10 protein-coding genes are annotated in these 11,268 nt (G+C 73.6%); 4 read left to right on the top strand and 6 right to left on the bottom strand.

The genetic code is table 11. From position 1 onward, the window contains the following. Positions 1-49: 49 nt before the first annotated feature. Entirely contained in the window at positions 50-895 is an 846-nt protein-coding gene (locus ACQPZ4_RS33610; RefSeq protein WP_433066756.1) for an NADP-dependent oxidoreductase, read from the top strand. Here ACQPZ4_RS33610 and ACQPZ4_RS33615 read toward each other — a convergent pair. Both ACQPZ4_RS33615 and ACQPZ4_RS33620 read right to left on the bottom strand, forming a co-directional pair. After that, a complete protein-coding gene (locus tag ACQPZ4_RS33615) occupies positions 885-1,793 on the bottom strand; it encodes an aminoglycoside phosphotransferase family protein (RefSeq protein ID WP_433044625.1) in 909 nt (302 codons plus the stop codon). The genes ACQPZ4_RS33610 and ACQPZ4_RS33615 overlap by 11 nt on opposite strands. Then, entirely contained in the window at positions 1,790-3,670 is a 1,881-nt protein-coding gene (locus tag ACQPZ4_RS33620; RefSeq protein WP_433044628.1) for a SpoIIE family protein phosphatase, read from the bottom strand. The genes ACQPZ4_RS33615 and ACQPZ4_RS33620 overlap by 4 nt, the downstream gene beginning before the upstream one ends. A gap of 152 nt (positions 3,671-3,822) precedes the next feature. On the opposite strand from ACQPZ4_RS33620, the gene ACQPZ4_RS33625 reads away from it, so the two are divergent. Beyond that, positions 3,823-4,125, top strand: a complete 303-nt coding sequence (locus ACQPZ4_RS33625; RefSeq protein ID WP_433044630.1) for a hypothetical protein — start codon at positions 3,823-3,825, stop codon at positions 4,123-4,125. A 161-nt stretch (positions 4,126-4,286) separates the two neighbouring features. Beyond that, complete coding sequence (locus tag ACQPZ4_RS33630) at positions 4,287-5,117, top strand: YunG family protein (RefSeq protein WP_433066759.1); 831 nt, start codon at positions 4,287-4,289, stop codon at positions 5,115-5,117. A 125-nt stretch (positions 5,118-5,242) separates the two neighbouring features. On the opposite strand, the gene ACQPZ4_RS33635 is transcribed toward ACQPZ4_RS33630, so the two are convergent. Next, the gene (locus ACQPZ4_RS33635; RefSeq protein ID WP_433044633.1) at positions 5,243-6,442 is read right to left on the bottom strand and encodes a PQQ-binding-like beta-propeller repeat protein; all 1,200 of its coding nucleotides are present in this window, start codon (positions 6,440-6,442) and stop codon (positions 5,243-5,245) included. A 58-nt stretch (positions 6,443-6,500) separates the two neighbouring features. Here ACQPZ4_RS33635 and ACQPZ4_RS33640 point away from each other — a divergent pair, with 58 nt between their 5' ends. Beyond that, entirely contained in the window at positions 6,501-7,946 is a 1,446-nt protein-coding gene (locus ACQPZ4_RS33640) for a DNA polymerase ligase N-terminal domain-containing protein (RefSeq protein ID WP_433044636.1), read from the top strand. Here the strand turns inward: ACQPZ4_RS33640 and ACQPZ4_RS33645 are convergent. The 3 genes from ACQPZ4_RS33645 to ACQPZ4_RS33655 form a co-directional block, all read right to left on the bottom strand. Further along, positions 7,941-8,477: a GNAT family N-acetyltransferase gene (locus ACQPZ4_RS33645; RefSeq protein WP_433044639.1), complete on the bottom strand. Its 537-nt coding sequence runs from the start codon at positions 8,475-8,477 to the stop codon at positions 7,941-7,943. The genes ACQPZ4_RS33640 and ACQPZ4_RS33645 overlap by 6 nt on opposite strands. Positions 8,478-8,561: 84 nt before the next feature. Then, the gene (locus ACQPZ4_RS33650; RefSeq protein WP_345127949.1) at positions 8,562-8,840 is read right to left on the bottom strand and encodes a GlsB/YeaQ/YmgE family stress response membrane protein; all 279 of its coding nucleotides are present in this window, start codon (positions 8,838-8,840) and stop codon (positions 8,562-8,564) included. A 488-nt stretch (positions 8,841-9,328) separates the two neighbouring features. After that, complete coding sequence (locus ACQPZ4_RS33655; protein WP_433044642.1) at positions 9,329-11,233, bottom strand: RICIN domain-containing protein; 1,905 nt, start codon at positions 11,231-11,233, stop codon at positions 9,329-9,331. Between the last annotated feature and the right edge of the window lie 35 nt (positions 11,234-11,268).

Raw genomic sequence — 11,268 nt, forward strand, 5'->3', positions numbered from 1 at the left:
CGCATGGGCGGCGGCCCCCGCCGGTCATAGGTTGGCCTGCGTGAAGGCGATGCGAATCCATGCGTACGGGGACGCCTCCGTCCTGCGGCTCGACGACGTTCCGGCGCCGGTGCCGGCCGGCGGGGAGGTGCTCGTGCAGGTCGCCGGGACCTCGTTCAACCCGTCCGAGGTCGGGCTGCGCAACGGCTGGCTGCGCGGGGTGGTCGAGCTCGAGCTGCCGTACACGCTGGGCTGGGACCTGGCCGGCACCGTCGCCGGCACCGGCGCGCGGGTGGTGGGGCGGGTCGACGGGGGCGCGGCGGCCGAGTTCGCGGCGGCCGATCCGGCGCTGCTGGTGCCGGCCCCGGCCGCGGTGCCGCTCGAACACGCGGCGGCGCTGCCGGTCGCCGGGGTGACGGCGTGGCAGGCGGTGTTCGAGCACGGCCGGGTCGCGGCCGGGCAGACAGTGCTCGTGAACGGGGGCGGCGGGGGGATCGGCGGCTTCGCGGTACAACTGGCGAAACACGCCGGCGCGCACGTCACGGCGACCGCGAGCCCGCGCAGTGCCGAGGCGGTGCGGGCGCACGGGGCGGACGCGGTGCACGACTACACCCTCGGGCCGCCGTCCGGACGCTTCGACGTCGTGCTGCACCTGGTGCCGGGCGGCGGCGACGCCATGCTCGCGCTGGTGCGGCCCGGCGGGGTGCTCGTGTCGGTGACGGACCGGCTGCCGCCGCCGGCCGTGCACTTCGTGGTGCGCAACGACCCGGCGGACCTGGCCGCGCTCGTGCGGCTCGTCGACGCCGGCGCGGTGCGGCTCGACATCGCGGCGGTGCGGCCCCTCGCCGAGCTGCCGGAGGTGCACCGGGAGGCGGAGGCGGGCCGGCTGCGGGGCAAGACGGTGCTCAGAGTCTGAACCGGCGGTGCAGCAGCGTCGCCACGTCCAGCGCGCGGCTCGCCGGGGACCAGGTGTCGCCCGGGTTCCAGCTCTCGGCGGTCCACACGTCGGACAGCACGGCCTTGACGAAGCCCCACGCGGCCAGGCGTTCGAGGGGCTGGCCGAGCGCGGCCGCGAACCGCTCCAGGCGGGCGGGCACCAGGGCCAGCAGCGCCGGGTCGCGGTCGCCGGGCTCCGGGTTGAAGAGCCAGGAGCCGATCTCGTACCCCGCGTCGCCGCTGACGCCGTGCGGGTCGATCGCCAGCCAGGGCGCCCGGCGGGCGGACAGCACGTTGTCGTGGTGCAGGTCGCCGTGCAGGAGCACGCGCTGCGGGGCCGACGCGGACAGCTCCCGCATCAGCCCGGCGGCGGTGGCGACGAACGCGCGCGGGAGCGGGCCGTCGCCGGGGAACCGCTCGAGGTGCGCGTCGAACGCCCGCGCCTGGCCCGCGACGTCGGGCAGGGCGTCACCCGGCACGTGCAGCTCGCGCATGACGGAGACGACGGCCGCGAGCGCCTCGGCCTCGGGCACGTCCCGGGCCCGCACGCCGGGGTCGGCGCGCTCGATCAGCAGGGCACCGCGCTGCGGTTCCAGCCGCAGCAGGTGTACCGCTCCCCGCCCGCCGAACGCCGCCAGCGCCCTCGACTCCTCGGTGATCGAGTCCGCTTGCGGGACGCCGAGCTTGAGCACGACGGGGTCGCCGGCGGCGGTGACGGCCGGGGCGACGTAGTGGAACGTCAGGTCGAACGGGGCGCCGACGGTGAGGCCCCAGTCCCGCGCGACCGCCTCGATCGCCGTGGGCAGCTCGTCGAGCCAGCGGGAGCCGGCCTCGCCCCAGGCGCCGGTCACGTTGCGGCGGAACGTCTCCGTGATCATGCGTACGGCAGGGCCACCAGGGCCAGGACGTGGCGGGCGGGGCTGCCGGGCGGGGCGAGGAGGGTCAGGGCGGTGTCGCCGGCGCGGTGGCGGGCCGCGATCGCGTGCAGGGCGGCGACGCCGGCGCTGGCCAGGTGGGTCACGCCGGACAGGTCGGCGGTGAGCGGGACGGTGCCGCCGCGGGAGCGGTACAGCAGCTCGTGCCGCAGCCGGTCGGCGGTGGTCGCGTCGATGGGTCCCGACACGGCGAGGACGCCTTCGTTGTCCACAATGGACAGATCCGGGCGCTCCTCCTCGAGGGGCGTGGCCGGTTCGGGGACGGACGCGCCCAGCAGCGCGGCCGGGCGGGAGACGCGGTGGCGGAGCGTGGCGACGGTACCGGCGGCGGACTTGACGAGATCGAGCTCGTCGACCAGCTGCGTGGACAGGGCCAGCCCGCGGCCGCGCTCGGAGATCCGGCGCGGCTCGCGCCAGGCGCCCTGGCCCTCGACCGTGACCTCGGCCGTGCCGACCGGGGTGAGGCGGGCCGAGATCCGCACCGTGCCGTCCTTCGGCGAATGCTCGACCGCGTTGGTGACGAGCTCGCCGACCGCGTGCTGCAGCGCGAACGCGTCCTCGCCGGTGGCCGCGGCCGCCTCCAGCCAGGCGCCGAACGTCTTGCGCAGCGCGCCGAGGCGGGTCAGGTCGGCCGGGATCGTGGTGCGCATCGGCTCGATCGGGGCGGTGCGCTGGGCGGCGAGGAGGGTGATGTCGTCGCGGTACCCGCTGCCGCGCACGAGCAGCTCGACGGTCTGCGTGCAGGCGCGCTCGGCGGGGCTCATGCCGGGCGCGTGCAGGGCCCGGCCGGCGACGGCGTCGGCGGCGACCCGGGCGAGCTCCTCGGCGGCGGCCTCGACCGTGCGGCCGGGGCGCTCGATGATGCCGTCGCTGTACAACAGCAGCACGTCGCCCTCGTCGAGCCGCACGCCGGCGACGGGGAAGTCGCCGCCGGTGCCCAGTGGCGCGGCGCCGGACGGGTTCACGTAGCGCGGCTCGCCCGCGGCGGTGATGACCAGCGGGGGCGGGTGGCCGGCGGTGCAGTACTCGACGGTGCCGCTGCCGGTGTGCAGGACGGCGACGCACACGGTCGCCGCGCGGGCGGCGGGCACCCGGCGGGCGAACCGGTCCGCGGCGGCCAGGGCCTCGGCCGGTCCCGCGCCCTCGTCGAGCCGGTCCTGCAGCACGGCCCGCAGCTGGCCCATGACCCCGGACGCGGTGACCCCGTGGCCGACGACGTCGCCGACGACGAGCGCGAGGGTGCCGTCGGGGCGGGGTACCGCGTCGAACCAGTCCCCGCCCGCCGCGGTCCCGGCCCCGGCGAGCAGGTAGCTGGCCGCGACCCGGGCGTCGGGCAGCAGCGGCAGGCCCCGGGGCAGCAGCGCCTGCTGGAGCGCGTCGACGACGTCGCGGGCCTGCCGGACCTGCTCCTGCATGTCCTCGGCGTGCCGCTCCGCCTCCAGCCGCGCCTCGACGATGCCGGTCACGTCGGTGCCGCCGCCGATCACCCCGCGCACGGAGCCGTCCTCGGCGAGCCACGGCGTGATACTGAAGTCGGCGAACACCTCGCGGACGGCCCCGCCGGGCAGCGTGATGTGGACCCGCCACTGCTGGCCGGTGGCGGGGGTGCCGGTGCGGTACACCTGCTCGTAGAGGTCGACCCAGCCCTGCCCGGCGAGGTCGCTGAGCGCCTCGCGCAACGGCCGCCCGGCGACCTCCCGGTCCCCGAGCAGCAGCCGCGTGACCCGGCTGACGTCGACGATGCGCAGCTCCGGCCCCTCGGCCACGAGCAGGATGAAGGGCGCCTGCTCGACGGCGGAGCGGAGCGGGTCGACCTCCATGACCCCATCCTGTCACGGTCTCAGGGGTGGGCCAGGGCCGTCCCTGATGCGGCCGGGGTGCGCGGACGCCGATGCTTGGCGGTACCCAGCCGGCTCATCGTGTACCCGATCCTGTGGATCCTGATGCCGTCGGAGTTCTAGGGTCGTCGTTCGTGGAGGAACAGCGCTGGGGCCCGGCCGGCCCGTACGAGATCGGCTCGACGACCTGGCCGGGCCTGGCCAAGCTCGCGGAGGAGGCGGGCGAGCTGGTCCAGGTCCTGGCGAAGCTGGTCGGCGCGTCGGGCCGCACGGAGTACTACGACGGCACCGACCTGCGGGCGCGCCTCATCGAGGAGTGCGGCGACGTGATGGCGGCGCTGGCGTTCTTCACCGAGACCAACGCCCTCGGTCCGGCCGTTGCCGCCCGCGCCGATGCAAAGCTGGCGGTCTTCCGCCGGTGGCACGCCGAAGGGTGATCTTGGGCGATATGTCGGGCGCTGGCGCGCCACGACATATCGGATTTATACCCTGACCGGGGATGTAGTCGGATTCGCGGTTTTTACCGGCCTCTGACCTGCGGCGATGCGTTTTTGTCGTACCCCTCGGGCATGATGCGGCCATGTTGCTCCCCCTCCTGATGCGCTCCTGGGGTCCCGAGACATGTGACCCGTCCGACCTCGCCGATTGGCACCCCGGCAACCCCTCCCGCGGCCAGTGCGGCATGACCGCGCTGGTGGTGCGCGAGGTCCTCGGCGGCGACCTGCTCCTGGCCCGCGTCACGGCGAGCGGGCGGCCGGCGGGCTACCACTACTGGAACCGGCTGCCCGACGGCAGCGACCTCGACCTGACCCGCGACCAGTTCCGGCCCGGCGAGGTGGTGGGCCCCGGCGAGATCGCGATACCGCCCGAGGGGCCGCCGAACCGGTGCCGGGGGCAGCACGCGATCCTGCGGCACCGGGTGCTCACCGGCATGGGGCGGCTGCCGGCCGCCGACCCGTCCGGGGAACCCCTGCGGCTCGCGCTGGCGCTGCTGGTCGACCCGGCGGGCGCGGTGCTGCTGCGGCGCCGCTCCCCCGCGGCCGCCTTCGAACCGGGCCAGTGGTCGCTGCCGGTCGCGCGCATCCACCCGGCCGACCCTTCCCTGCCGGACAATGCCTTCGCACGCCGCGGCCTGGCGGAGGAGGCCGCGCGGCGGGCGCTGGCGGAGGAGGCCGGGATCGAGTACACCGACCGCCTCCACCACCACTGGCACGGCACCCTTCCCGACGTGACCGGCCGCGCGCCGCACGTCGAGCTGACGGTGCTGGCCGGGCGGCACGACCTGGGCGACGCGGGGATTCTGGCGGACGACCTGGCGGCGACCGATCTGTCGCCGACGGCCGCGGTGTGCCTGCAGGCGCTGATCAAAAGCAGTCGCGCCAGCCCGGTACGGGCGGAGACGACCGCCCGCCGCCCGGCCCCGGCGTGATGTCGTTTGCGGGGGGCCGCTCGCGGGTGCGTCGGGTGAGGACCGCGGTTTGATGCCCCCCGGCGGGAACGGGTTGGGTTCGGACGGCATCCGGGCGCGCATCGGTCGGCTGGAGGTGGTACAGATCACGGACGTAGGGCGACGAGGCCGGTGTAGTCGTGCACGGCGTACACCCGGCCGCCGGCGACGGTGAGCATGCCCGGGAGGCCGGGCCCGAGCTTCGTCTCACTCAGGCGGTGGCCGTCCTTGGCCGCGAGGACCAGCAGGGCGCTCTGGTCGCCGGCGCTGTGGTGGAGCATGACCATGCCGCCGGCGATGACGGGTGGGTGGACCGGGTCGGTGCCGATCCCGGCGTTCCAGCGGGGCCGGCCGTCGGCGGGGTCCAGGGCGAGGAGGTGGCCGTTGCTCGTGGCGTACACGGTGCCGGGGGACACCGCGACGGTGTCGTAGGCGCGGTCGGCCCGGCACCAGCGGACCTTGCCGTCGGTCAGGGCGCGGGCGCAGAGCTCGTTGCCGGCCGTGTACACCGTGCTGTCGTCGGCCGCGGTCCCCTGCAGGGTGCCCGGGCCGGCCGCGTGCCAGGCCTCGGCGCCGGTGCGGGCGTTCAGGGCGGTGAGGCGCCAGCCCGCGGCCGGTGACTGCTCGGCGGCCGCCGCCGAGGTCCGCGGCACAGCCACGGTCGTCAGGGTCGGCCACAGGACGCGGCCGGCGGTCAGGGTCGGGCGTTCGAAGCCCGCCTCGCCCTCGATGTCGTGCTGCCAGACGCGGTGGCCCGTGGCCGTGTCGTACGCGCCGATCGTCGACACCGCGCACGTGTACCTGCACTGCGAGCCGCTCGTCGTGACCACCAGGCCGCCGGCCGCCCCCGTGTTGTCGCCCGAGTTCGCGCCCGGCAACGCCGCCGACCACCGTACGGCGCCGGACGGGGCATAGGAGCGCAGCTCGCCCTGGCCGAACTCCGCGAAGGTCACCGCGTACACCGCGTGGCCGTCGCTCACCGGCTGGCCGATCCACCAGGACGGCCCCGCGGCAAAGGGCAGGCGCTCGCCGGTCGGGGTCAGCTTGCGCATGGTTGTGGTCTCGGGGACGTACAGGGCGCCGTCCACCACGATCGGGGCCCGGCTCGGTTTGACGCCCAGCGACCAGTCCACCAGTCCCGGCGCACCGGTCAGGCCCGCCCGCGGCTGGTAGCCCGCGTGGGCCGGGCCGCCCTGGACGTCCGGCCAGCCGGAGGCGGCCACCGGCAGGGCGTGCGCCGGGGAGGCGGCGAGGGAAGCAGAGACCAGCAGCAAGGGCAGCACCAAGGGCAGCATCAAGGACCGCATGAACGAAAACCCCCGTAAGTCCGGTTTGTGCCGATTATCCGCGCGCGATACTAGGGGTGTGTCCGAATTGCGGTTCGTGGTGCAACTGCATCGCGCCCGGCGCCTGCATTACGACTTTCGGGTCGAGGTCGACGGGGCGCTCGTGAGCTGGGCCGTGCCCAAGGGGCCCACCCTCGACCCCAAGGTGCGCCGGGCCGCGTTCCACGTCGACGACCATCCCATGGAGTACGTCGCGTTCGAGGGCGTCATCCCCGCCGGCACGTACGGCGGCGGCGACGTGATCGTGTGGGACACCGGCGCCTGGGTGCCGTACAAGGACCCGGACCCCCGCAAGGCCATCGACCGGGGCGAGCTGCACATCGAGCTGTACGGGCAGAAGCTGCGCGGGAAGTTCGTCATCGTGCGCACCCGCGGGGACGAGTGGCTGCTGCTCAAGAAGCGCGACGAGTTCGCCGGCGACGGCTGGGACCCGGCCGAGCACCCGCTGTCGGTCCTCAGTGGACGGTCCAGCGACGAGGTGCGGGCCGACCCCGAGTGGGAGTGGCACTCCGACCTGCCCGCGGACCGCGCCGCCGTCCCCCGCCGGAAACACACCCTCGAGGCGCTCGAGGAGCTCGGGGAGAACGGGACCTGGGAGGTGTACGGCCGGCGGCTGCGGGTCACCAACCTGGGCAAGGAGCTGTTCACCGGGCAGCCGGCGGTGACGAAGCGCGAGCTCTTGCGGTACACCTTCGAAATCGCGCCGATCGTGACGCCCTATCTGGCCGGGCGGGCCCTGAACCTGCACCGGTTCCCGAACGGCGCCGACACGAAGGGGTTCTGGCAGAAGGCGCTGCCCAGCCACGCGCCGGAGTGGCTGCCGCGCTGGCGGGAGCCCGGGTCCGGGACCGAGTATCTCGTCGCCGACGAGCCCGCGGCCCTGGTGTGGGCGGCCAACTACGGCGGGATCGAGTGGCATCCGTGGACGTCCGAAGTGGACCGGCCCGACCTGCCCAGCTACGCGCTCGTCGACCTCGACCCGGGGGACGGCACCAGCTGGGAGGACCTGCTGGTGCTGGCGCGGCTGCACCGTACGGCGTTCGAGCACCTCGGCGTCACCGCCCGGGCCAAGGTCAGCGGGCGGCGCGGGATCCAGATCTGGGTGCCCGTCGACCGGGGGCCGGGGTTCGCCGAGACGCGGGCCTGGGTCGAGGGGCTGTCCCGCTCGATCGGCTCCGTGGTACCCGAGCTGGTGAGCTGGGCCTGGGAGAAGGCGGAGCGCGGCGGCCGGGCGCGGCTCGACTTCACGCAGAACGCGGTCAACAAGACGCTGGTCGCGCCCTACAGCCCGCGGCCCGCCCCGGGCGCCCCGGTCTCGGCGCCGATCGACTGGGACGAGCTCGACGACCCGCAACTGCGCCCGGACGGGTTCACCATCCGGACCATCGGACCGCGCCTGGCCGAGAAGGGCGACCTTTTCGCGGGTGTACTGCACGCGAGCCAGCAACTGCCCCCGCTGCTATGAGTCGGTGCGCAGCCGGGCGTGCAGGTGCTCGTCGTGCCGGCGCCCGTCGCCGTACGTGTACGCCTCGCGCATGACGCCCTCGAGCGGGAACCCCGCGGCCTCGGCGACCCGGCACGAACCGGGATTGCCGACCGCGTGGCACAGCTCGATCCGGTGCAGGCCGACCACGTCGAAGCCGAACCGGGCCGCGGCCCGCACCGACCGGGTGGCGACGCCGCGGCCGCGCGCCGCGGGCACCGTCCAGTAGCCGATCATGCCGTGGTCGAGGGCGCCGTCGACGCGGATCGAGACCGAGCCGAGCACCTGGTCGCCGTCAGCGGCGGCGACCACCCAGCCGACCCGGGCGCCCGCCGACCAGTCCGCGCGGTCCCGCAGCCAGGTCAGGGCATCGTCGTGTACGGGCGGGCTCCACTGCCGCAGCGCCGGATCCGCGAAGGCCGCGGCGATCGCGGGCGCATCGGCGTCGACGGGCGCGCGCAGCACCAGGTCCCCGAGGTCGATCGGCACCACGACGGGCGGAACATCGGCCATGAGCCGGAACTGTACGCGCAGAACACAACGATCCCCGGCCCTTGTGCAAGGCCGGGGATCGTTGAGGTTGTGTGTCGCGGTGCGTTACAGGGCCCGACGGCCACGGCCACTCAGGCCGGCCACCAGGGCCACGCCGACCGCCGCGAGCAGGACCTGGACCAGCAGCTCGCCCCAGTCGACACCCGGGGTGTCGGTGGAGATGCCGATGGCGTTCGCCAGCACGGTGCCCAGCAGCGCCGCGATGACGCCGACGACCATCGTGACCAGGATCGACATGCTCTGCCGGCCGGGAACCACCAGCCGACCCAGCGCACCGACGATCAGACCGACGATGAGCGCCGTGATGATTCCGGTGACAGTCACTGCTCCTCCTCGAAAAGCTCGTTTTCCGATCGATCTATTGATGCCCCACCGGCGGATGGACCAAACACGACATCGATCGGGTGGCTTCACGGCAAAAGGGCGGCGCGCCGGGGGCGGTCTGATGAGACTGGTGGTACCGGAAGCGAAGCATGCGATCGCACAAGCTCACCGGCAGCCAGGTGACCTCCCCCGGTGGCCGCGGGGGACGGCACGACAGGGCGGTATGGCGCCGGCCGCATCCACGGCCCGCGGTCGGCGTCATGCCCGCCCCCTGCCAGCAGACCCACCAAGATCAACGCGAACGTCGATTCCGACATATACTCCGTCGGGCGAAAAATCCGATAAGTCGCGGCGCGCCAGCGCCCGACTTATCGTGATCAACACGCGGCGCGCCGGCGCCCGACTTATCGTGATCAACACCTGGGCGCGGGGCGGGCATGGGAAGGGCCCGGCGCGCACCGAGCGCCGGGCCCTGAGTCGAACAAGAACTACGGCTGAGCGACGAGGCGGAACGTCTGGGCCGGTCCGCCGGTGCACGCCCACTGCTGCATTTGCGCCCCGTCCGCCGTGGAGACGTCCTTCACGTCGAGGCACTTGCCGCTGTTGCGGGCGATGAAGCGGTACGTCCCGTTCCCGTTCGAGACCGCCTGCCACTGCTGGTTCGTGGCGCCGCCGTAGGCCCACAGGTGGACCTGGGCGCCGTCGCCCGTGGCGCCGGTGCCGCCGTTCACGTCCCACGACAGGCCGGTCGCGTAGCGGTTCACGACGTTGTAGTAGCCGCCGCCGACCGAGCGGAACTGCCACTGCTGGTTGGTCGCGGCCGGGCTGCTGCACGCCCACTGCTGCAGCGCCGTGCCGTTGGCGGTGCCCCAGCCGGCGTCGTCCAGGCACTTGTTCGAGTTGTTGTTGATCACCTGGTACCACGCCGTGGTGCTCGGCTGGGAGCCGCCGCCACCGCCCGTGGTGGGCGGGTTCGAGGTCGGGGTCACGGTGCCGCCCGGCCAGGTGAAGGTGGCCATCGCGCCGGCCGGGAGGTTGTAGCCGAACGAGGAGCCGCCGAAGGAGACCTGGAAGTTCTGGGCGCCGCCGGAGTTCACGGCCACGAGCACGATCGAGCCGTCGGGGTTGCGGAAGGCGACGTTCTCGATGCCGCCCTGGCCCTGGTTGGTCGAGTCGATGCGCACCGCGCCCGGCTTGACGAACTTCGAGAGGTGGCCGAGCACGTAGTACTCCGCGTTGTACGTGACGCTGCCGCCGTTCACGGTCACCACGCCCATGCAGTTGGTGCAGGAGCCGATGACCGGGCCGTGGTTCTGGTCGAGGGCCATGTTCCACGTCGTCACGGTCTTGGCCCAGTTGCGGGTCGCGCCGATGGCGAGGTTGCGGCCCTGCCACAGCAGCGAGTCGGCGAACGTGTTGCCCGACTCGGTGCCGGAGCACTCGGTGAAGAAGATGTCCTTGTTCGGGTACGCGTTGTGCACCGTCGTCTGCCCGCTGGGCGTGCCGCCGTAGCAGTGCCAGGCGGTACCGGCGACGTTGTTCCCGGCGCCGGCGAGGACCTGCTGCGGGAACGAGGTGTTGTCCCAGTTGTGGTCCCAGGCGAGGATCTTGGTGCCGGTCCCGGCCGCCGACAGCTTCGGCGCGAGGGAGTTGATGATCCGGGCCTGCTGGTCGGGCTGCATGAACATGCCCGGGTAGCCGGGCGGGGAGAACTGCGGCTCGTTCTGGATGGACAGGTACTGCACCGGGACGCCGGCCGCCTGGTACGCCTGGATCGACTTGACCAGGTAGTCGCCGAACGCGCCCTCGTAGTTGGTCGCGAGCGAGCCGCCGATCAGGTTGCCGTTGGTCTTCATCCAGGCCGGCGCGCTCCACGGCACGCCCATGACCTGGACCTGCGAGTTGAGCGACTTGGCCTGGGTGAGCAGCGGCAGGATGTACGCCTGGTCGTGCGAGACCGAGAACCGCGAGAGGCTCGGGTCGGCCGAGCCGTCGTCGTAGGTGTAGAAGTTCCGCGCGAAGTCCGACGCGCCGAACGGCTGCCGCAGCCAGTTCAGGCCGATCCCGGCGGACGGGCTGAACAGGTTGTTCATGATGGTGTTGCGGGCCGAGGAGTTGTAGATGAGGTAGGCGCTGGAGTCGGTCAGCGAGGCGCCGAAGCCCACCATCGACTGGTACGTGGTGTTCGGGTTCACGCTGATCACGGCGCCGCTGCCGGCGGTACCGAAGGGGATTGCGGCCTTCTGGGTGAGCAGGTTGGCGCGGTCCGGGGTCGTCAGCCAGACGTTCGCCGAGGTGGCGGCGAGCGCGGTGGCGGGCTGGGCGACCAGGTAGGCCACGCCGGCGACGAGCACGGTGGCGGCCGTGCTCATCGCCAGCAGTCGGAGGCGCATGGCGGTGTGCTCCTTGGGTGCGGGGTTTCCGGTGT

Origin of the sequence: Dactylosporangium sp. CS-033363 (assembly GCF_050942475.1) — a bacterium.
Lineage (GTDB): Bacteria > Actinomycetota > Actinomycetes > Mycobacteriales > Micromonosporaceae > Dactylosporangium.

What these genes read in the sequence shown, in the direction of transcription:
- ACQPZ4_RS33615 (WP_433044625.1), bottom strand. Translation starts at nt 1,793, where the DNA reads ATGATCACGGAGACGTTCCGCCGCAACGTGACCGGCGCCTGGGGCGAG.
- ACQPZ4_RS33635 (WP_433044633.1), bottom strand. Translation starts at nt 6,442, where the DNA reads ATGCGGTCCTTGATGCTGCCCTTGGTGCTGCCCTTGCTGCTGGTCTCT.
- ACQPZ4_RS33630 (WP_433066759.1), top strand. Translation starts at nt 4,287, where the DNA reads ATGCGCTCCTGGGGTCCCGAGACATGTGACCCGTCCGACCTCGCCGAT.
- ACQPZ4_RS33645 (WP_433044639.1), bottom strand. Translation starts at nt 8,477, where the DNA reads ATGGCCGATGTTCCGCCCGTCGTGGTGCCGATCGACCTCGGGGACCTG.
- ACQPZ4_RS33655 (WP_433044642.1), bottom strand. Translation starts at nt 11,233, where the DNA reads ATGCGCCTCCGACTGCTGGCGATGAGCACGGCCGCCACCGTGCTCGTC.
- ACQPZ4_RS33610 (WP_433066756.1), top strand. Translation starts at nt 50, where the DNA reads ATGCGAATCCATGCGTACGGGGACGCCTCCGTCCTGCGGCTCGACGAC.
- ACQPZ4_RS33620 (WP_433044628.1), bottom strand. Translation starts at nt 3,670, where the DNA reads ATGGAGGTCGACCCGCTCCGCTCCGCCGTCGAGCAGGCGCCCTTCATC.